The 20,461-nt window shown below is 63.1% G+C and carries 15 protein-coding genes; 3 read left to right on the top strand and 12 right to left on the bottom strand.

Going from position 1 to position 20,461, the window contains the following annotated elements; translation table 11 throughout:
• Positions 1 to 33 precede the first annotated feature (33 nt).
• The 3 genes from hldE to NY023_RS25040 form a co-directional block, all read right to left on the bottom strand.
• On the bottom strand, positions 34 to 1,455 hold the full coding sequence (hldE, locus tag NY023_RS25030; protein ID WP_013974472.1) for a bifunctional D-glycero-beta-D-manno-heptose-7-phosphate kinase/D-glycero-beta-D-manno-heptose 1-phosphate adenylyltransferase HldE: 1,422 nt from the start codon (positions 1,453 to 1,455) through the stop codon (positions 34 to 36).
• A gap of 130 nt (positions 1,456 to 1,585) precedes the next feature.
• On the bottom strand, positions 1,586 to 3,394 hold the full coding sequence (msbA, locus tag NY023_RS25035) for a lipid A export permease/ATP-binding protein MsbA (RefSeq protein ID WP_013974473.1): 1,809 nt from the start codon (positions 3,392 to 3,394) through the stop codon (positions 1,586 to 1,588).
• A 15-nt stretch (positions 3,395 to 3,409) separates the two neighbouring features.
• A complete protein-coding gene (locus tag NY023_RS25040) occupies positions 3,410 to 4,585 on the bottom strand; it encodes an O-antigen ligase family protein (RefSeq protein ID WP_013974474.1) in 1,176 nt (391 codons plus the stop codon).
• Between the two features lie 100 nt (positions 4,586 to 4,685).
• On the opposite strand from NY023_RS25040, the gene NY023_RS25045 reads away from it, so the two are divergent.
• A complete protein-coding gene (locus NY023_RS25045) occupies positions 4,686 to 5,291 on the top strand; it encodes a hypothetical protein (protein WP_013974475.1) in 606 nt (201 codons plus the stop codon).
• A gap of 3 nt (positions 5,292 to 5,294) precedes the next feature.
• Here the strand turns inward: NY023_RS25045 and NY023_RS25050 are convergent, their stop codons facing one another.
• The 9 genes from NY023_RS25050 to putP all read right to left on the bottom strand — a co-directional run bounded on the left by NY023_RS25050 (position 5,295) and on the right by putP (position 16,148).
• Positions 5,295 to 6,386, bottom strand: a complete 1,092-nt coding sequence (locus NY023_RS25050) for a glycosyltransferase (RefSeq protein ID WP_013974476.1) — start codon at positions 6,384 to 6,386, stop codon at positions 5,295 to 5,297.
• A 37-nt stretch (positions 6,387 to 6,423) separates the two neighbouring features.
• Entirely contained in the window at positions 6,424 to 7,197 is a 774-nt protein-coding gene (locus NY023_RS25055; protein WP_024087823.1) for a glycosyltransferase family 2 protein, read from the bottom strand.
• A gap of 66 nt (positions 7,198 to 7,263) precedes the next feature.
• Positions 7,264 to 8,220 carry a glycosyltransferase gene (locus tag NY023_RS25060; RefSeq protein ID WP_015272035.1) on the bottom strand — a complete coding sequence of 319 codons (957 nt, stop codon included), beginning with the start codon at positions 8,218 to 8,220 and terminating at the stop codon, positions 7,264 to 7,266.
• A gap of 48 nt (positions 8,221 to 8,268) precedes the next feature.
• A complete protein-coding gene (locus NY023_RS25065; RefSeq protein WP_013974479.1) occupies positions 8,269 to 9,672 on the bottom strand; it encodes a PIG-L deacetylase family protein in 1,404 nt (467 codons plus the stop codon).
• The gene (locus tag NY023_RS25070; RefSeq protein WP_013974480.1) at positions 9,669 to 10,565 is read right to left on the bottom strand and encodes an antimicrobial resistance protein Mig-14; all 897 of its coding nucleotides are present in this window, start codon (positions 10,563 to 10,565) and stop codon (positions 9,669 to 9,671) included. Before NY023_RS25070 ends, NY023_RS25065 begins: the two co-directional genes overlap by 4 nt.
• Complete coding sequence (locus NY023_RS25075; protein ID WP_013974481.1) at positions 10,565 to 11,695, bottom strand: glycosyltransferase; 1,131 nt, start codon at positions 11,693 to 11,695, stop codon at positions 10,565 to 10,567. Before NY023_RS25075 ends, NY023_RS25070 begins: the two co-directional genes overlap by 1 nt.
• Positions 11,679 to 13,436: a carbamoyltransferase gene (locus tag NY023_RS25080; protein WP_013974482.1), complete on the bottom strand. Its 1,758-nt coding sequence runs from the start codon at positions 13,434 to 13,436 to the stop codon at positions 11,679 to 11,681. Before NY023_RS25080 ends, NY023_RS25075 begins: the two co-directional genes overlap by 17 nt.
• 211 nt (positions 13,437 to 13,647) lie before the next feature.
• Positions 13,648 to 14,484: a 23S rRNA (adenine(2030)-N(6))-methyltransferase RlmJ gene (locus NY023_RS25085; RefSeq protein WP_013974483.1), complete on the bottom strand. Its 837-nt coding sequence runs from the start codon at positions 14,482 to 14,484 to the stop codon at positions 13,648 to 13,650.
• A 185-nt stretch (positions 14,485 to 14,669) separates the two neighbouring features.
• Positions 14,670 to 16,148 carry a sodium/proline symporter PutP gene (gene putP / locus NY023_RS25090; protein WP_013974484.1) on the bottom strand — a complete coding sequence of 493 codons (1,479 nt, stop codon included), beginning with the start codon at positions 16,146 to 16,148 and terminating at the stop codon, positions 14,670 to 14,672.
• Positions 16,149 to 16,222: 74 nt separating this feature from the next.
• Here putP and NY023_RS25095 point away from each other — a divergent pair, with 74 nt between their 5' ends.
• Both NY023_RS25095 and putA read left to right on the top strand, forming a co-directional pair.
• A complete protein-coding gene (locus NY023_RS25095) occupies positions 16,223 to 16,441 on the top strand; it encodes a hypothetical protein (protein WP_128637173.1) in 219 nt (72 codons plus the stop codon).
• Between the two features lie 64 nt (positions 16,442 to 16,505).
• Positions 16,506 to 20,459, top strand: coding sequence for a trifunctional transcriptional regulator/proline dehydrogenase/L-glutamate gamma-semialdehyde dehydrogenase (putA, locus tag NY023_RS25100; protein WP_044047166.1), 3,954 nt, complete (start codon positions 16,506 to 16,508; stop codon positions 20,457 to 20,459).
• Positions 20,460 to 20,461: the final 2 nt, after the last annotated feature.

A 20,461-nucleotide genomic window follows, 5' to 3' on the forward strand; every position in this document is an offset into this window, starting at 1 on the left:
GCCCGCGAAGGGCTGCACAGCAGCCCCAAAGCATCAGTTCTTGCGAATCTTCTCGACAATCGCCGTGGTCGAGCTGTTCTCGACCAGCCCCAGCACCTTCACGGTACCGCCATAGGCCTTGACGATATCGGCACCCACCACCTGGTCGATGCCATAGTCGCCACCCTTGACCAGCACGTCCGGCTTGACCTGGCTCAGCAGGTTCTCCGGCGTACCCTCGGGGAAGCTGATGACCCAGTCCACCGCCCCCAGCCCGGCCAGTACGGCCATGCGCCGGTCGACGCTGTTGATCGGCCGGCCCGGCCCTTTCAAGCGGCTGACCGAGGCATCGTCGTTGACCGCGACGATCAGGCGATCGCCCTGGGCCCGCGCCTGCTCCAGGTAGGTGACATGCCCGGCATGCAGGATGTCGAAGCAGCCGTTGGTGAAGACGATCTTCTCTTTGTGCGCTCGCGCGTCATCAATGGCCAGCAGCAGTTGCTCCAGGCCCAGCACGCCCCGCTCGGAGCCTTCCTCACGCTGGATCGCCCGGCGCAGCTCGGGGGCGCTGATCGCAGCCGTACCCAGCTTGCCGACCACGATGCCCGCTGCCAAATTGGCCAGGGCCACCGCGTGGGGCAGGTCCTCGCCGGCAGCGATGGCCGCGGCGAGTGTGGAGATGACGGTATCACCGGCACCGGTCACATCGAACACTTCACGCGCCCGCGCCGGTAGGTGCAGGGCCGGCTGGCCGCTGCGCAGCAGGGTCATGCCGTGCTCGCCACGTGTCACCAGCAAGGCGCCCAGGTCCAGGTCCTGCAGCAGCTGCAAGCCCTTGGCTACCAGCTCGGCCTCATCGGCGCAACGGCCGACGATGGTCTCGAACTCGCTGAGGTTGGGAGTGATCAGGCTGGCGCCACGGTAGATGGAAAAATCCTTGCCCTTGGGGTCGGCCAGCACCGGAATGCCCTTGGCCCGCGCGGCCTGGATCAGGCTCTGGTGGTTTTTCAGTGCGCCCTTGCCGTAGTCGGACAGGACCAGCACCTTGACGCCCTCGAGCAGGCTGTCGACCTCCGCACCCAGCGACAGCGGGTCGGTAGCGAATGGCTCTTCGAAATCGATGCGCAGCAACTGCTGGTGACGGCTCATTACCCGCAGCTTGACGATGGTCGGCTGGTGCGCGATGCGCTGGAACACCGAGCGCACGCCTGCAGCTTGCAGGCTGTTGGCCAGGCTGTCGGCGGCCTCATCCTGGCCGGTGACGCCAATCAGCGAAGCCGGTGCACCCAGGGCGGCGATGTTCAAGGCAACGTTGGCCGCGCCGCCGGGGCGATCCTCGATCTGATCGACCTTGACCACCGGGACTGGCGCTTCAGGCGAGATACGTGAAGTACCGCCATGCCAGTAGCGGTCGAGCATGACATCGCCGACCACCAGTACCGGGGCTTGATCGAAACGCGGCATGGACAACTTCATGGGCAACCCATATGGAAATAATGAACAGGGACAGGATATTAGCACAGGGTAGACGACGGCTTTATGGCCAGATCACCCCAGGAAAATTCCCGTGACAATCGGGGCCGCGATGGCCCCGATCAGCGAGGGTTCAGGTGATATCGGCCTTGGCCGGCTCATCCAGACCCATGGCATGCAGGCGGGCATAATGGCCATTGGCCGCAAGCAGCTCGGCATGGGTGCCGCGCTCGACCAGGCGCCCCTGGTCCATGACCAGGATCTGGTCAGCTTTCTCGATGGTCGACAGACGGTGGGCGATCACCAGCGTGGTACGGCCCTGCATCACATGGTCCAGGGCAGCCTGGATATGCCGCTCGGACTCGGTATCCAGCGCCGAAGTGGCTTCGTCGAGGATCAGCAGCGGCGCATTCTTCAGCAGTGCCCGGGCAATCGCCAGGCGCTGGCGCTGACCGCCGGAGAGCAGTACGCCGTTCTCACCCACTTCGGTATCGAAGCCTTTCGGCAGCCGGTCGACGAACTCCTTGGCATAGGCATCGGCCGCAGCGGCTTCGATGTCGGCGCGCGGGGCGCCGGCCAAGTCGCCATAGGCGATGTTGTTGGCCACGGTATCGTTGAACAGGGTGACATGCTGGGTCACCTGCGAAACGTGGCGACGCAGGTTGCGCAGGCGATAGTTCTCGATCTCCACGCCATCGAGCAGGATCTGCCCCTGGTCGTGGTGATAGAAGCGTGGTATCAGCGCGGCAAGCGTAGACTTGCCACTGCCGGAGCGGCCGACCAGTGCAATCATCTGCCCTGGCTCGGCTACGAAGCTGATATCGCTCAGCACCTCACGCTCGGTACCCGGGTAGGTGAAGCTGAGGTTGCGCACTTCCAGGCGCCCCTCCACCCGCTCCTTCTCGACGGTACCGGTATCCACTTCAGGCTCTTCGTCCAGTTGCTCGAAGATGCTTTCGGCGCCGGCCAGGCCCTTCTGGATGGTCGAGCTGACTTCCGAAAGCTGACGTATCGGCTTGGGCAACAGGCCGGCGGCGGTGATGTAAGCCACCAGATCACCGGCAGTGGAATCACCGCGCAGGAACAGCACCAGGAACATCAGCGCGGCCATGGCGGTGTAGATCACCAGCTGCAGCATCGGCGTGTACAGCGAGCCGGTCTTGGTCATGTGCAACTGCTTGTCGGTGTTGCTCTGGCTGGCCTTGCCGAAACGCTGCTCCTCGTAGGCCTCGCCGCCGAAGCTGCGCACCACGCGGTAGCCCTGGATGGTTTCCGAGGCGACATGGGTGACGTCGCCCATGGCTACCTGGATTTTTTTGCTCTGCTTGCGGAATTTCTTGCTGGCGACGCTGACCATCACCGCGATTACCGGCAGGATGGCGACCATAACGAGGGTCAGGTGCCAGTTCATCCACAGCAGGTAACCAAACAGGAACACCACGGTCAGGCCTTCGCGGATCACCACCTTGATCGCATCGGTCGCAGCACCAGTGACCATGGTCACGTTGAAGGTGATGCGCGAGATCAGGTGCCCGGAATTGTGGTTGTCGAAGTAGCGGTTAGGCAGCACCAGCAGCTTGTTGAACAGTTCCACACGCAGGTCGTGCACCAGGCACAGAGAAACCTTGGCCAGGAAGTAGTTGCCGAGGAACGAGCCCAGGCCCTGCCACGCGGCGATCAGGATAATCAGCAGCGGCACCGCCTGCAGCAGTTGCAGGTCGCGCAGGTAAGGAACGTTTGGGAACAACACCGCTTCGGGGTTGCTCAACCCATCTACGAAATACTTCAGGATCCCGGCCAGCATCGGCTGGGTCGAGGCAAAGATCACGAAACCGATGATGCTCAGCAGGAAAATGCCGACATAGGGTTTCACATAGCTCAGCAGCCGGAAGTAGATCTTCAGGCTGGAGGTGTGTTCCGCCGGTCGCGGTGTTTCGGCCATTATCAAGCTCGCTGTTCAGGTTGAACCGGAAATTTTACCACAGGCATCATTTTCGGCACTCCCCCATGGCAGCAACATGGCCAGGCCCACGGGCAGCCAGCTGATGAACCATTCGGCACGTGGTGTACCAGTGAGGCTGGCGGCATCGAACTGCATGGCCAGGGTGGAGTACACCCAGAAACCGAGCAGGATCTTGCCGAACAATGTGCCACGTGCGCGGACGATTTCGCCCAGGGTGTACAGCCACACCATGACCCACAGCAGCATGCCGGGCAGGCCCATCTCCACTGCGACGTGGGTGAACATGTTGTGGGTATGGTCGAAGTGCATGCCCATTGCATTCACGTAGTAGGCAGCGCCCAGGCCAAGGCCGGTCCAGGGATGTGCGGCAATCATGTCGGCCACGGCATGGAAGATTTCCGGCCGGTAGGACGAACCGCGCTGGGCGATAAGGTCGTAAACGAGATAGAAGGCCAGGCCGGTGGCAATGGCCGCCAGCACGGCAAAAACCCGGCTGTGGCGGTCACGGAACCACAACGGGGCCAGGATCACGGTGAGCACCAGGGCCAGTACTGCCCCACGGCTCTGGCTGAGCATGACAAACAACCCCAGGCACACCAGCGCTACCAGCCACAGCAACTGCAGGCCACGTTGCCGCGGCGGCTCGTAAAGCAGGAAGAGCACGGCCGAACCGATGACATAGGCGCCCAGGATCGGGTGCGATATCTCGCCGATGCCCTCCAGCCGGGCCAGCAATGGCATGCCCAGCACGCCGTAGAAATGGATTATCGAGATCAGCGCGGCAACGGCCAGCAAGGCGCTGCCGGCCTGCAACATCTGACGAACGCGGGCTTGGCCAAGCTGGCCCAGCAGCGGGAACGCCAGCAGGAATACCAGGATGTAGAGCAGGCGCTTGGCCTCGCGCCCCGGGTTTTCTGCGGCCGACCAGACCAGGCTGAGCCCACTCCATACCAGCAACAGCAACACACTTCCCCACAAGGCCGGCTGACGCCGCCAGGCCTGCATTATTACGTGCCTTGCGGACCACGCCATTACCAGGGTCGGCAACCACAGGAACAGCACCAGCCCTTGCTGATAGACCTTGTTGCTCGGTGCCAGGGCAATCGCAGCCAGGAACCAGAGCAGACCAAATCCCAACCAGGCTCGCGCCCAGCTTTTTTGATACAACATCCTTTCCCCCGATGAATCAAAGCACCATCCAATGGTGCTACAACATTATTTTCGGCATTATTGCCGGTCATTCTGTTCGCCCGACGACAAGGCTCTATTCATGCAATGCTCCCGGCTCCCCCAGGTCGACTTCGATCAGCTGACACAAGGCGCACAGGTGCTTGAGGCAGATAGCCATGGCGCCAAAGTCTACCTGCTCGCGGATGGTAATTTCCTCAAGGTTTTTCGTAGGAAGCGGCTGATTTCATCTGCACTGCTGCGCCCGTACTCGCAGCGCTTCGTCGACAACGCCGCACGCCTTGCACAACTGGGCATCCCCACCCTGAAGGTGATCAGCCAGCACAAGCTCGACCTGCCAGGGCGTACCGCCGTGCTGTACCGCCCGCTGCCAGGGCGCACCTTGCTGCAGATGTCGCGCGATGAGGGTTTCAGCTGGGATACCTATCTGCCACGCCTGATCGAACTGATCCGCCAGCTGCACCGCAGCGGCGTGTATTTCCGCTCGTTGCACCTGGGTAATGTAGTGGTCACACCCGACCAGCAGTTGGGCCTGATCGACGTGGCCGACATGCGCTTCTTGCGCCCACCACTGTCGGCGCGCATGATTCGGCGCAATGTGCAGCATATGGTGCGCTATATCGAGCGGGAGAACCTGGGCGACCGCTTCCCCCTTGCCGCCTTCGAGGCAGCTTTGCTCGCGCGCTGAGCGTCAGCTGCGCAAAAGGCTCTGCGAGCCGTTGCAGAACGCCTGCCAGGCCTGCTCCGGGGCCAGCGCCTGGCGCTGCCGGGCTGCTACCGCCGGGGCACCGATAACCGAGCAACGCTCGATCGCCTCGGCCCAGGCATTTTCATCGGCAACGGGCAGGTAGCCACCGGTGTCCTGCAACTGCTCGCGGAACACCTGCAGGTCGCTGCATACCACCGGCACGTCGGCCATGACCGCCTCCTGCACCACCAGCCCAAGGCCTTCAGAACGTGAAGGCACCAATAGCCAGTCGAATGCCCGATACAGTCGCTGCAGGTCATCGCGGTGACCACTCAGGTGAACGCGCCCGGCCAGGCCCAGCGCGTCGATACGGGCTTGCAGCACCTCACGTAGAGGGCCTTCGCCGATGATTGCCAACTGCAGGTCCGACTGCCGCACACAGGCCTTGGCGAACGCCTCGATCAGCATCTCGAAACCTTTGCTTTCCACCAGTCGCCCGACCGCGCCCAGCATCACCCCTGTTACCTGTGGCAGCTGCAGGGCTTGCCTGGCCGCATCCCTGCTCAACAACGGTTCGGCGAAAGCCAGCGGGTCCAGGGCCATGCGCAAGGTCTGCACCGGCCTGCCCAGATCGTGTTCGAGTGACGTGGCAAGTGTCTGTGAAACGGCGGCAATACTCAGCCGCTCGACCGGAAACATACGCAGCAGGCGAACATCGCTGGCACTCAGACGCGTCTTGCCATGGAACAGCACCTTGGCACGTACTTGCGGAACTTGATGCATCAATGGCAACACTAACCGCGCCACACCGACACCGTCGATCAGCACGACTTCAGCCTGTGCCTCTTTCAGAGCCTTGCGCAAACGCATTCGCAACCATGGGCGCAACAGGCGCCAGAAGTGCCGCCCTTTCAGCGCCCGTGACGGCATATGCCACTCCCGGGTCGAACCAAGCCCACAGCAGAGTCCGCTACCCAGCAGCAGCCAATTACTGATCCGGGCATCGGCACCCGCATGTGACAGAATCTGCCGATGCACCTTGTGGATGGACATGTACGGCGATCCACCCGCCCACATCATATTGACGATGTTCATGGGCCCTCTCCCGCTCACGTAAGGTGGGACAGCGACTTCATTGAACAAAAATGGTGATTCCCATGCCAATCACGGCACCCGCCACCAGCGTCAATGCCAACTTTATCCGATCACGCTTACGACGTTTGGCCTTGCGTTCCACTTCGATGGGCAAGGTCACGTGATTACCAAATCCAGTGTGCAATACTGCATCACCCTCCAAGGTGACCGCTGTCAGATTTAACTCAGCATAGCGTCGGGAAAGTGCCTTCTCTCCAGCATAGGCGGCAAATGGCGCGCAACGCTGGTAATCGCTCAAACGGCGCAACCCGGGGTTGAGCGAAAATGCCTGCCACTCGGCCTTATCGGACAGCAGCGGGTAGCAAGGCACACCGGCGATCAACCGGCGATCCCCCAGGTGGATGTACGGGCTGTGGATGGCCAGGTCATGGGCATGGCTGCGCAGCCACACCTGCAAAAGGTCGGGGCTGGCCTCCAGGATGGCCCGAGAGTCCTCGACGAAGCCCTGGCGATAGAAGTGCCAGTCGTCCTCGCAGTGAAAGATGTAGGGCGTCCTGACATGGCTGTAGGCCAGGTCGATAGACGGCAACTGCCCCAACTTGGGCCGGTTTACGAACACCTTGCAGTGCGGTTTCCAGTGCTCAGGCACAGCGGCATGCACGGCATCGTCACCGGAATCTTCGGTGATGAACACTTCGCGAATGGGCGCGGTATTGTAGCGATCGAAACTCTCAAGGGTGTCTTTGAGCAGATCGAACCGCCCACAACTGGTCACGACGAGCGTGACGTCACTCTCATTTGAAAAGCGCACCGGACTCCCTCCGCATTGCGACTATCGACTTTCAACGCCCGCTCCGTAGGCGCGAAAGTTCTAATGTTAGATGCCCAGCTTCAGGCGCAGCCGCTGCCATGCAGACAACGGCGGATGGGGCCTGAGCGCCGGGCGCATGTGGTCGACGATGCTACGTCCAACTGCCCCGAAACTGAAACGGGAAACCGCCAGGTGGCGGCCATTTTCTGCAATCTGCCGGGCCAGCTCAGGGTCCGCACGCAAACGGCGGAGCTTCTCCTGAAGGGTCGGGATGCTGTCATAGAACACTACGTTGTGCATGTCCTGCAGGCCCAGCGCGCGGTTCTCTTCCTCGCCTTGGTCATACGCCAGCAACACGCAGCCGCAGGCCATGGCTTCGAAGTTCTTGATCATGTATTCGCCCATGCCAACGTCGGCACTGACGAAGAAGCGGATCCGGTTGAGCGTGTTGCAGTAATCTTCCCCCGACTTGGTACGGGTCACCACCAGGTTCTCGACCCGACCCAACTCGTCCAGCAATGCCTTGCGGCCGCTGTAGGCCACGCTGTTGGTGCTGCCGACGAAGGCCAGTTCGATGTCGCGCTCACGCCCCTGGTCGGCCAGCAATTGCTCGTCGTAGCCCTTGGGCACGAACACGGCGTCGAAACCTTCCTGACGCAGGCGCTCGCTGACCATGTAGCCTGAGCTGATCACTCGCGCCCAGGGCAACTTGCGGTAATGGGCGCTGAACTTGCCTGTGTACTTGCAAGGGATGTAGTTCTGGTAGGCATCGTGCTCGAGTATGACCAGGTTCGGCACGGTACGGATGAATGCCGCCTGACGGATTTCCTGCTTGAAACGCAGGAAGAAGACAATGCGGTCATAGCGCTCGACCTGCACTTCGCGCTTGAAATAGCGGCGCAGATTGCGCTGGTCTTCGCTGGTCAGCCAGCGCAAGTCGCACTCGCAGTTGGCCGCGACGCCATCGTACAGGCGGTCGAGAATCGCCCGCTGTTCCTTCTGCACCAGAAATAGGACTTTCATTGGGTTCCTTGGGCGCTCTGCGCCATCGCGGTCAACCATGGGGCGCGGCTACAGCTCACGCCGCCAGAACAGTTCATGTCGGCGCACGGCCTTGCGAAAGAATTCGTTCTCGCCGTAAGGCGACGGGTGCCGCCCGGCCAACCAGCGCTGCAACAAGCGGCGCAGGCGGCGCTTGAACGGTGCTGGCGGCTGCAGGTCGTGCATCATGCCCAGGGCCATGGCCTTGTCGCGCTGGGTCGCAAGGTCCAGTACCAGGCTGCAAGGAGCCCAGGCCTGGACAGCGTCCAGCTGTGGCGGCAGGGCCACGCCATCACCACTGTCGCCCATCGGCCAGCGGTCGTTGTCATGCAAGTGGTTGGCGTAGCACAGCAGGGTTTGCGGCTGCCAGGCCAGGCCTTGCAAGGCTTCCAGCACCGCAGCCTGGGCACAGATGTGGTCGGGATGCGGGTCGAGCTGCGGGTGCGGCATCACCAGCACCTCTGGCCTGGCCATTTCCAGCAAGGCCCGCAGGTCGGCGAGCAGGTTGTGCCAGGTCGGCGCGCCATCGCCATCGGCCGGCAGCGGGAACGGGTTGAATCGGCGGAATACGCGAATGTCGGCGAGGTCGGCCTCGCGAGAAGCGGCCGGCTGGTCTGGCGCAGCCTGCATGGCAGGCAGTTGCAGACAGAAGTAGCCCAGCTGCACGCAACGCGATTCCGCCACACCGGCCCAGCGTGGCACGGCGACACTATCCCAGGCCCTCAGGCGGCCCTTCAGGCGCGCGGCCTCGGCCTTTGCCAAGCCCATCTGCTGATAGTGCTCGGCCTCGATTTCACCAGCGGTCAGGGTCACTACCCAGGTTTCGTCGGCCTGGCTGTAAAGGCCGTAAGCGGCCAGCTCGGCATCATCGGCATGCGGCGCGATCACCATCACCCGGCGCCGTTGCAGCTCGACCGCCGGGGTTATCCACAAGCGCGGCTGGCCCGCCAGCCGGCAATGCCGGCCACGCAGGCGCAACGCGCCAGCCTGCAGAGGTGCGGCGAGGCCGGTGAGGTTGAGGAAGCGCACGCCATCGACGCCACGCTCGAAGGTTTGCCGGTCGGCATGCTCGCCAGCCACCAGCTCGACCTGCGGGTCCAGGAAGCGCCCCAGCCAGCTGCTTTTTACCCGCAGCTCGAGGACCAGGGTTTCGTTGCCCTGCAGCACGCACTCAGCCTTGAGCAAGCCGCCGCTCAGGCTGGCAGGAGCCTCCCGGGTCTGCTCGCCGAAGTCGTAGGCGTAGTCCTCGCCTGGCGCGTAGAACAGGTGGTCGGCAAACCAGGCCTCGTGAGCCGCCCATAACAGCGGCAACAGCAGCAGTGGCAACCACCACCAGCTGAACGCACCTATGGCCACCAGCGCGACCAGGCCCGCCAACAGGCCCAGGCGCTTGTTGCGCCGGTGGCGCTTGAGCAACTGCTGCTTGCGACTCACGCCTGATACACCGGTACGGGGTTGCACCAGCGGTCCTTGTACTCGCGGTCGGCACGGCCGAACGAGAACCGCAGCGGCTTGTTGCGTGCACGGGCGTCTTCCCAGGCGGCCTGGGTATTGAGGAAGCTCAGCACACTGCCGGGGCTGAAGGCCTTGGTTTCAGGGTCGACACCACCATTGATGTACTCGACGCTGATCCATTCCGGCGCTTCGACACGGTAAACCAGCTGGATGGCAATCGGCTTGCCGTCCAGCAGCAGCACCGAGCCGATCAGCAACTCGCGCAGGCGTTCCAGCACTTCGGCCATGCGCTCGGCGCCGGTGGCAGGGAAGCCCCAGCGGCGCTGGAACAGGTCGCAGTACATGCTGGCGATTTCCTGCGCGCTGAAGTCGCCGATCGGGCGCACCACACCGCCCGCCTCTTCCAGCAGGCGCAGTTCGCGGCGCTGGTTGTAGCGGAACTTCTTCGACAGGTCTTCATGGGCGCGGGCCATGGCCAGCTGTTCCTTCTGCGCCTTGAGGCCGCTGAAGCGGCCCTGGTTCAGTTCGGACAGGTAGCGCGCGGCATGGCGCAACGGTGCAGCGGCGTCGGCCGCCGCCGGCAGGATGATCTCGGCGTTGCCCAGATCGAACAGGGCCTTTTTGCCGGCACGCTTGAGCACGTCCTTGGACAGCGCAAGGTGGCGCCCCCAGGTAGGAATGGCGGCTTTCAGCTCGCCGGCCTGGTGCCAGCCCAGGTAACGCACAGGGATCTGCGCCAGGTCCGCCAGCTGCTCGACCACCAGAGGATGGGTGGCGACACTGCCACCAAACCGGGCCCATGCCTCGGCATAGGCCTTGGCGTCGATAACTTGCCAACCGCGTTCGCGGAAGGCCTGGATACGGTTGAGCATCAGGCCTGCCCCACCAACGCGCGGACTTGCGGAAGCTGCCAGAATGCTTCGCGCACCGCCTGGTCGGAAAAGCGTTCACGCAGGCGCTGCAGCATGTGCTCGGCACAGGCCTGGCGTTGCTGCCCATCGAGCACAGCCATGTGTTTCAGACCCTGGGCCAATTGCCCCGCATCGCCCAGCGGGAACAGCATGCCAACACCCTCGACCACTTCGCGGGCACCACCACAGGCCGTGGCCAGTACCGGTACACCGGCGACCATGGCTTCGAGCAGGACCATGCCGAACGGCTCATGGTCGGAGCTCAGGGCGAATACATCGAACGCCTGGAAGTAACGGCGCGCATCCGGCACCTGGCCAAGGAAGTCCACTTGCCCGGCAATGCCCAGCTCGGCGGCCAGTGCCTTGAGCCTGGCTTCCAGGCGGCCCTTGCCCAGGATTGCCAGGCGGGCGCCAGCCGGCAGCCCCGGTAGCGCTTCGGCAAAGCCACGCAGCAGGGTGGCCTGGTCCTTGTCCGGGTGCAGGCGCCCGACGTTACCGACAATCCACGCCTGTGCGTCCAGCCCCAAGGCCTGACGAGCCTCGGCGCGTGGAACCAGGGCTGCTTGCAGGGCGTCGATGTCGATGCGGTTATACAAGGTCTGGATACGTTCTGCCGGCCACTGCGGCAGACAGCGGCGCATGTCGTCACGCACTGCGTCCGACACGCCCAGCAAGCTCAGACGCTTGCTGAACAGGTTGGCGAAGATGCGTCGCCCCTTGCGCTCGTAGTCACCGAAAGCATGGTGCACGCCGATCACCGGCAAGCCGGTGCCCAGCAACGCCACGTAGATCGGTTTGAAGCGATGGGCAATGCAAAAGGCAAAATTGCGCTCGGCCGCGATCCGCCGGAATGCACGGATGGCGCCGAGTTTCAAGCCGCGCACGGCCTTGGAGCTGAACTCCAGGAACAGCACCTCGTCCGAGGCGCAGCCTGCCGCTACCAGCGCGTCGGCGGCGCCGGTGAGGAACACCGTGGTGACTTGGTAGCCACGCCCCTGGAACAGGCTGGCGTACTGACGGGCGCAGTCCAGGAACGGCCCGTCATAGCCATGGCAGAACTGCAGGATGCGCGGTTCAGAGCGGCTGGTCATACGGGGCCGCGCCGTCCTTCACAACCAGGATGTCTTCCATGATCAGGTACTGCAGGTCTGAGCCGAAGAACATGTTCAGGGCATCGGTCGGCGAGCAGATCATCGGTTCACCACGACGGTTCAGCGAAGTGTTCAGCGACACGCCGTTGCCTGTCAGGTCTTCCAGCGCCTTCATCATGTCGTAGTAGCGCGGGTTGTACTCGCGCTTGAGCACCTGGGCACGCGAAGTGCCGTCTTCGTGGACCACTTCCGGTACGCGGGTCTTCCACTCTTCAGCCACTTCGAAGGTGAAGGTCATGAACGGCGCCGGGTGGTCGACCTTGATCATTTGCGGGGCGACGGTGTCGAGCATCGACGGGCAGAAAGGTCTCCAGCGTTCGCGGAACTTGATCTGCTCGTTGATGCGGTCGGCTACGCCCGGCACGCTCGGGCAACCGATGATCGAACGGCCGCCCAGGGCACGAGGGCCGAATTCCATGCGGCCCTGGAACCAGGCCACCGGGTTGCCGTCGACCATGATTTTGGCGATGCGCTGCGGCATGTCGTCGAGCTTGCGCCACTTCGGCGCGTTCGGGTGACGGGCACAGGCAGCGATCACATCTTCGTTGGAGTACGAAGGGCCGAGGTAGACGTGTTCCATCTTCTCGACCGGTACGCCACGGGCGTGGGAAACGTAGGCGGCAGCACCCACGGCGGTACCGGCGTCACCGGAAGCCGGCTGGACGAACAGCTCTTTCAGGTCTGGGCGGGCAATGATCTTCTGGTTGAGCTTGACGTTCAGCGCGCAACCGCCTGCAAAGGCCAGCTTGCCGGTTTCACGCAGCACGTCGCCCAGGTAGTGGTCGATCATCTGCAGGGCGATCTTTTCGAACAGCGCCTGCATGCTGGCCGCGTAATGGATGTACGGCTCGTCGGCGATGTCGCCTTCGCGCTTGGGGCCCAGCCACTCGATCAGCTTCGGCGAGAAGTAGAAGCCCTTGCCCTTCTCTTTATAGCGGCGCAGGCCAATGACGTTGGCGTATTCGGTGTTGATCACCAGTTCGCCGTTTTCGAAGCTGGCCAGACGCGAGAAGTCGTACTTGCTGGCGTCACCATACGGCGCCATGCCCATGACCTTGAACTCGCCATCGAGCATCTCGAAGCCGAGGAACTCGGTGATTGCGCCGTACAGGCCGCCCAGCGAGTCCGGGTCGAAGAATTCCTTGATCTTGTGGATCTTGCCGTTTTCGCCGTAGCCAAAGAAGGTGGTGGCGTATTCGCCCTTACCGTCGATGCCGAGGATTGCGGTTTTTTCCTTGAAGCCCGAGCAGTGGTAGGCACTGGAGGCATGGGCCAGGTGGTGCTCGACCGGCTCGATCTTGACCTTTTTCGGGTCGAAGCCCAGTTGTTCCAGGCACCAGACGATCTTCTTGCGGTAGCGCTTGTAGCGTCGGTTGCCCATCAGAATAGCGTCGAGGGCGCGATCCGGGGCGTACCAGTAGCGCTTGGCATAGTGCCAGCGCGCCTTGCCGAACAGGCTGATCGGGGCGAACGGGATGGCTACCACGTCGACGTCGGATGGCTTGATGCCAGCCTGTTCCAGGCAGAACTTCGCCGACTCGTAGGGCATGCGGTTCTTCGCATGCTTGTCACGCACGAAGCGCTCTTCTTCGGCGGCGGCAATCAGTTTGCCGTCAATGTACAAGGCCGCGGAAGGGTCATGGCTAAGGGCGCCGGACAGGCCAAGAATCGTCAATGCCAAGGGATTAGCCTCTTCATTCGGTAGAAATGCGCCAGCGGCCTCTTGGGCGGGTGGCGGCTAAAGGGCGGGATTATAACGCAAACATCAGGATAGGCACTGCATTAACCTGTGGGAGCGGGCGCGCCCGCGAACACCGGCAAAGCCGGTGCCATGCACCGCAGCGCCTGCTTCGCGGGCACGCCCGCCCCCACAGATACCCCAAGGCAAATGCTTATTCGGCGATCAGCCAGTCCATGCGGAAGCTGCCGGCGGTTTGTGCCAGCTCTTTGGCCAGCCATGGCAGCAGCTCCTTGAGCTCTTCTTCCAACCCCCACGGCGGGTTGGCGATGGCCAGACCGGAGCCGTTGAGCCCCTGCGGGCTGTCCTGGTGGTGCACATACAACTCGACCCGCAGCAGTTTCGGTGCGCCGGTGCTGGTCAGGTCCTGGTAGAAGCGGGTCAGCGAGCGCTGGTCCTTGATCGGGTACCAGATGGCGGCGACAGTCTGGCGCATGCGGCCGATCGCCTCTTTCATGGCGGTAGTGCAGCGCTTTAGCTCGTCAGCCTGTTCGAACGGCGGATCGATCAACATGATCGCGCGCTTTTCCTGCACCGGCAGCAAGGCCCGCGGCACATGCCAGCCTTCACCCAGGTGCACGAACACGCGCGGGTCTTTCTTCATGTTCTCTTTGAGCAGCGGCCCGTCTTCGGGATGCTTCTCGTTGAGCAGGGCGCGGTCCTGCTGGCGCATCAGACGGCGAGCCAGCTCGGGCGAACCGGGGTAGTAGCGCAGCTCGCCATCGGCATTCAGACGCTTGATGATTCGCAAATAGTCGTCAGCCATGGCCGGCAGGTCATCGCGATTCCACAGGCGGGCGACACCTTCCAGGTACTCGCCGGTGCGGGTTGCCTGGTCGCCCTGCAGGTCGTAAAGGCCGAGCCCTGCATGGGTATCGATATAGGCGAACGGCTGCTCCTTGCGCGACATCAGGGCGATGAGGCGGGTCAGCACGATATGTTTGAGGACGTCGGCGTGGTTGCCGGCGTGGAAGGCGTGACGATAGTTCATGGCAACTCCTGCGGGGGTGGCAAGTTTACCTTGCCTTGCAGGCGGAGTCAGGCCTGGCTGCTGATCGGCGGTGACCTCTTCGCGGGTAAACCCGCTCCCACAGGCACCTCACAGAATTTGAGTTCTGTGCAATCCCTGTAGGAGCGGGTTCACCCGCGAAGCAGGCGCCGCCGACTCAACGGGTATTACTTGTCAGCGTGATACGCCGCATCAGCAGTCTCGAAGCGCTTGACCATTGCCTGCGACGGGCTGCCCAGCTTGCTCACCACGACGATGGCGATACTGGCGAACAGGAAGCCCGGAATGATTTCGTACAGCCCGAGGGTGTCGAAGTTCTTCCACAGGATCACGGTCAGTGCGCCCACCACGATACCGGCCAGTGCGCCGTTACGGGTCATGCCTTTCCACAGTACCGAAATCAGCACCACCGGACCAAAGGCAGCACCGAAGCCGGCCCACGCATAAGCTACCAGGCCCAGCACGCGGTTTTCCGGATTGGCGGCCATGGCGATGGCGATCAGGGCGACGGCCAGCACCATCAGGCGGCCGACCCACACCAGTTCGACCTGCGAAGCGTTCTTGCGCAGGAACGCCTTGTAGAAGTCTTCGGTCAGGGCGCTGGAGCACACCAGCAGCTGGCAGCTCAGGGTACTCATCACCGCCGCCAGGATGGCCGACAGCAGCACACCGGCGACCCATGGGTTGAACAGGATCTTGGCCAGCTCGATGAATACACGCTCGTGGTTCTCGGTGACCGGGCCTGCCAGCTCAGGATGTGCCGAGAAGTAGGCGATGCCGAAGAAGCCTACGGCGCAGGTACCGACCAGGCACAGGATCATCCAGGTCATGGAGATGCGGCGGGCTTGGGCGATCGACTTCACCGAGTCGGCAGCCATGAAACGCGCCAGGATGTGCGGCTGACCGAAGTAGCCCAGCCCCCAGCCCATCAGCGAGATGATGCCGATGAAGGTGGCGCCCTTGAACATGTCGAAGTGGGCCGGGTTGACCGCATCGATGGCAGCGAAGGTGTTATCGAAGCCGCCAGTGGAGATCAGCACGATCACCGGAGTGAGGATCAGCGCAAAGATCATCAGCGAAGCCTGCACGGTATCGGTCCAGCTCACCGCCAGGAAACCACCGATGAAGGTGTAGGCGATGGTCGCAGCAGCACCGGCCCACAGGGCGGTTTCGTACGACATGCCGAAGGTGCTCTCGAACAGACGGGCACCGGCAACGATGCCGGAGGCGCAGTAGATGGTGAAGAACACCAGGATCACGATGGCCGAGATGATCCGCAGCAGGCCGCTGTTGTCTTCGAAGCGGCTGGAGAAGTAGTCCGGCAGGGTCAGTGCATCGCCGTTGTGCTCGGTCTGCACGCGCAGGCGGCCAGCAACGAACAACCAGTTCAGGTAGGCGCCGACGGTCAGGCCGATGGCAATCCAGGCTTCGGACAACCCGGAGAAGTAGATGGCGCCCGGCAGGCCCATCAGCAGCCAGCCACTCATGTCGGAAGCGCCGGCGGAAAGCGCGGTGACCACGCTACCCAGGCTGCGACCGCCGAGGATGTAGTCGGAAAGGTTATTGGTGGAGCGATAGGCGGCGAAGCCGATCAGCACCATTGCGGCGATATAGACCACGAAAGTGATCGTTAGTGGATTGCCCATGCGTGTGCCCTGGCGTTTGTTTTTATGTCATGCACAACCGCGGCAATGGCGGTTGCACCCAGGCGGCGAATCGTATGCAACAACGCAAAGCGGGTGCAACCATTTTTCCTTTGCAAGTTGCACCTCCCCGTGCATTTTCCGAAAAATCTGATTTTTTGCTCCCTTTTGGAGCAAAAAACCCGTTTTTCAGAATAAAACACACCGAAAACCACCCTTTTCAGGACATGGAAATGGCTGTCGGACGAGTTGCACCTTTTCCGCAAAAAATTAGGGTTGCACCTGGTTGCACCTGAATTGTCCTACAGCTACTCTTGGCGTCAGCTTAGGCCACAACCGTGGCAATAACGAGGATAAGAAATGGCGACGACCACCCTTGGGGTCAAACTCGATGACCCGACCCGTGAGCGACTCAAGGCAGCTGCGCAGTCGATTGACCGCACCCCGCACTGGTTGATCAAGCAAGCGATCTTCAACTACCTGGAGAAGCTCGAGGGTGGTGCCACCCTGACCGAACTCAACGGCCATGCCAGCAACCTGGCCGACGACGCCGGTGAGGTCCAACCTGACCACAGCCATCAGTGCTTCCTTGAGTTCGCCGAGAGTATCCTGCCGCAGTCGGTATTGCGCTCGGCGATCACCGCCGCCTACCGCCGCCCCGAACAGGAAGTGGTACCGATGCTGCTGGAGCAGGCGCGCCTGAGCGCCCCGCTGGCCGAAGCGACCAACAAGATGGCCGCCGGCATCGCCGAAAAACTGCGTAACCAGAAGAGCGCTGGCGGCCGTGCCGGCATCGTTCAGGGCCTGCTGCAGGAATTCTCGCTGTCGTCCCAGGAAGGCGTGGCACTGATGTGCCTGGCCGAAGCCCTGCTGCGCATCCCCGACAAGGGCACCCGTGATGCGCTGATCCGCGACAAGATCAGCACCGGCAACTGGCAACCGCACCTGGGCAACAGCCCGTCGCTGTTCGTCAACGCCGCCACCTGGGGCCTGCTGCTGACCGGCAAGCTGGTATCTACCCACAATGAATCCGGCCTCACCTCCTCGCTCACCCGCATCATCGGCAAGAGCGGCGAGCCGATGATTCGCAAGGGCGTCGACATGGCCATGCGCCTGATGGGCGAGCAGTTCGTCACCGGCGAAACCATCGCCGAAGCCCTGGCCAATGCCAGCCGCTTCGAGTCCAAGGGCTTCCGCTATTCCTACGACATGCTCGGCGAAGCCGCACTGACCGAGCACGACGCACAGAAGTACCTGGCGTCCTACGAGCAGGCCATCCACTCGATCGGCAAGGCCTCTCATGGCCGTGGCATCTATGAAGGCCCGGGCATCTCGATCAAGCTGTCGGCACTGCACCCGCGCTACAGCCGCGCCCAGTACGAGCGCGTGATGGAAGAGCTGTACCCGCGCCTGCTGTCGCTGACCCTGCTGGCCAAGCAGTACGACATCGGCCTGAACATCGACGCCGAAGAAGCCGACCGCCTGGAGCTGTCGCTCGACCTGCTCGAGCGCCTGTGCTTCGAGCCTTCGCTGGCCGGCTGGAACGGTATCGGCTTCGTTATCCAGGCCTACCAGAAGCGCTGCCCGTATGTGATCGACTATGTCATCGACCTGGCCAAGCGCAGCCGCCACCGCCTGATGATCCGCCTGGTGAAAGGCGCCTACTGGGACAGCGAAATCAAGCGCGCCCAGGTCGAAGGCCTGGAAGGCTACCCGGTCTACACCCGCAAGGTGTACACCGACGTGTCCTACGTCGCCTGCGCCCGCAAGCTGCTGGCCGTGCCAGAAGCCATCTACCCGCAGTTCGCCACCCACAACGCCCACACCCTGTCGGCCATCTACCACATTGCCGGTCAGAACTACTACCCGGGCCAGTACGAGTTCCAGTGCCTGCACGGCATGGGCGAGCCACTGTACGAGCAGGTGGTCGGCAAGATTTCCGAAGGCAAGCTGAACCGTCCGTGCCGCGTCTATGCACCGGTCGGCACCCACGAAACGCTGCTGGCCTACCTGGTGCGTCGCCTGCTGGAAAACGGCGCCAACACCTCGTTCGTCAACCGCATCGCCGACCACTCGATCTCCATCCAGGAACTGGTCGCCGACCCGGTCGCCAGCATCGAGCGCATGGGCACCCAGGAAGGCAGCATCGGCCTGCCGCACCCACGCATCCCGCTGCCGCGTGAGCTGTATGGCAGCGAGCGGGCCAACTCGGCCGGCATCGACATGGCCAACGAACACCGCCTGGCATCGCTGTCCTGCGCCATGCTGGCCACCGCCCACAACGACTGGAAAGCCACGCCACTGCTGGCCTGCGCTGCCAGCGAAGGCACCGCCGCACCGGTCCTGAACCCGGCGGACCACCGCGACGTGGTCGGCCATGTTCAGGAAGCCACGGTCGCCGACGTCGACAACGCCATCCAGTGCGCACTGAATGCCGCTCCGATCTGGCAGGCCACCCCGCCGGCCGAACGCGCCGCCATTCTGGAGCGCACCGCCGACCTGATGGAGGCCGAAATCCAGCCGCTGATGGGCCTGCTCATCCGCGAAGCCGGCAAGACCTTCGCCAACGCCATCGCCGAAGTGCGTGAAGCCGTGGACTTCCTGCGCTACTACGCGGTGCAGGCACGCAACGACTTCAGCAACGACGCCCACCGCCCGCTGGGCCCGGTGGTGTGCATCAGCCCGTGGAACTTCCCGCTGGCGATCTTCACCGGCCAGGTAGCTGCAGCGCTCGCCGCCGGCAACCCCGTACTGGCCAAGCCGGCCGAGCAAACCCCGCTGATCGCTGCCCAGGCCGTGCGCCTGCTGCTGGAAGCCGGCATTCCTGAAGGCGTGCTGCAGCTGCTGCCTGGCCGCGGTGAAACCGTCGGTGCCGGCCTGGTGGGTGACGAGCGCGTCAAGGGCGTGATGTTCACCGGTTCCACTGAAGTGGCCCGCCTGCTGCAGCGCAACGTCGCCGGCCGCCTGGACAACCAGGGCCGCCCGATCCCGCTGATCGCCGAAACCGGCGGCCAGAACGCGATGATCGTCGACTCCTCGGCACTGACCGAGCAGGTGGTGATCGATGTGGTGTCCTCGGCCTTCGACAGCGCCGGCCAGCGTTGCTCGGCACTGCGCGTGCTGTGCCTGCAGGAAGACTCCGCCGACCGCGTGATCGAAATGCTCAAGGGTGCCATGGCCGAAAGTCGCCTGGGCTGCCCGGACCGCCTGGCCGTGGACATTGGCCCGGTGATCGACGCCGAAGCCAAAGCCGGCATCGAGAAGCACATCCAGGGCATGCGCGAGAAAGGTCGCTCGGTCTACCAGGTGGCCATTGCCGATGCTGCCGAGCTCAAGCGCGGCACCTTCGTGATGCCGACCCTGATCGAGCTGGAAAGCTTTGACGAGCTCAAGCGTGAAATCTTCGGTCCGGTGCTGCACGTGGTGCGCTACAACCGTCGCAACCTGGACCAGCTGATCGAGCAGATCAACAATTCCGGCTACGGCCTGACCCTCGGCGTGCACACCCGCATCGACGAGACCATCGCCAAGGTGGTGGAAACCGCCAACGCCGGCAACATGTACGTCAACCGCAACATCGTCGGTGCAGTGGTGGGTGTGCAGCCGTTCGGTGGTGAAGGCCTGTCTGGCACCGGCCCGAAAGCCGGCGGCCCGCTGTACCTGTACCGCCTGCTGTCGACCCGCCCGGCCGACGCGATTGGCCGCCACTTCCAGCAGCAGGACGGCGAAGGCAAGCCTGACCGCGCCCTGCACGAACAGCTGATCAAGCCGCTGCACGGCCTGAAGGCATGGGCCGAGAGCAACCAGCTGGCCGACCTGGCCGCGCTGTGCAGCCAGTTCGCCAGCCAGTCGCAGAGCGGCATCGCCCGCCTGTTGCCAGGCCCGACCGGCGAGCGCAACAGCTACACCATCCTGCCGCGTGAGCACGTGCTGTGCCTGGCCGACAACGAAGCTGACCTGCTGGCGCAGTTTGCCGCAGTGCTGGCCGTTGGCAGCTCGGCGGTATGGGCGGACGGCGAGCCGGGCAAGGCCCTGCGTGCCCGCCTGCCGCGAGAGTTGCAGGCCAAGGTCAAATTGGTGGCGGACTGGAACAAGGATGAAGTGGCGTTCGATGCCGTGATCCACCATGGCGACTCGGATCAACTGCGCGGCGTATGCCAGCAGGTGGCCAAGCGTGCCGGGGCGATCGTGGGTGTGCACGGGCTGTCCAGCGGCGACCACCAGATTGCGCTGGAGCGCCTGGTGATCGAACGGGCGGTGAGTGTGAACACTGCTGCTGCCGGTGGTAATGCCAGCTTGATGACCATTGGCTGAGG

The organism is Pseudomonas sp. NBB (genome assembly GCF_032701105.1).
GTDB classification, from domain to species: Bacteria; Pseudomonadota; Gammaproteobacteria; order Pseudomonadales; family Pseudomonadaceae; genus Aquipseudomonas; species Aquipseudomonas asiatica.

Excerpts from the sequence above, each read along its gene's own strand:
- msbA (WP_013974473.1), bottom strand. The coding sequence starts at position 3,394 with ATGGCCGAAACACCGCGACCGGCGGAACACACCTCCAGCCTGAAGATC.
- NY023_RS25095 (WP_128637173.1), top strand. The coding sequence starts at position 16,223 with ATGCAACAACGCAAAGCGGGTGCAACCATTTTTCCTTTGCAAGTTGCA.
- NY023_RS25085 (WP_013974483.1), bottom strand. The coding sequence starts at position 14,484 with ATGAACTATCGTCACGCCTTCCACGCCGGCAACCACGCCGACGTCCTC.
- NY023_RS25060 (WP_015272035.1), bottom strand. The coding sequence starts at position 8,220 with ATGAAAGTCCTATTTCTGGTGCAGAAGGAACAGCGGGCGATTCTCGAC.
- NY023_RS25040 (WP_013974474.1), bottom strand. The coding sequence starts at position 4,585 with ATGTTGTATCAAAAAAGCTGGGCGCGAGCCTGGTTGGGATTTGGTCTG.
- putA (WP_044047166.1), top strand. The coding sequence starts at position 16,506 with ATGGCGACGACCACCCTTGGGGTCAAACTCGATGACCCGACCCGTGAG.
- putP (WP_013974484.1), bottom strand. The coding sequence starts at position 16,148 with ATGGGCAATCCACTAACGATCACTTTCGTGGTCTATATCGCCGCAATG.
- hldE (WP_013974472.1), bottom strand. The coding sequence starts at position 1,455 with ATGAAGTTGTCCATGCCGCGTTTCGATCAAGCCCCGGTACTGGTGGTC.
- NY023_RS25045 (WP_013974475.1), top strand. The coding sequence starts at position 4,686 with ATGCAATGCTCCCGGCTCCCCCAGGTCGACTTCGATCAGCTGACACAA.
- NY023_RS25070 (WP_013974480.1), bottom strand. The coding sequence starts at position 10,565 with ATGCTCAACCGTATCCAGGCCTTCCGCGAACGCGGTTGGCAAGTTATC.
- NY023_RS25050 (WP_013974476.1), bottom strand. The coding sequence starts at position 6,386 with ATGAACATCGTCAATATGATGTGGGCGGGTGGATCGCCGTACATGTCC.
- NY023_RS25075 (WP_013974481.1), bottom strand. The coding sequence starts at position 11,695 with ATGACCAGCCGCTCTGAACCGCGCATCCTGCAGTTCTGCCATGGCTAT.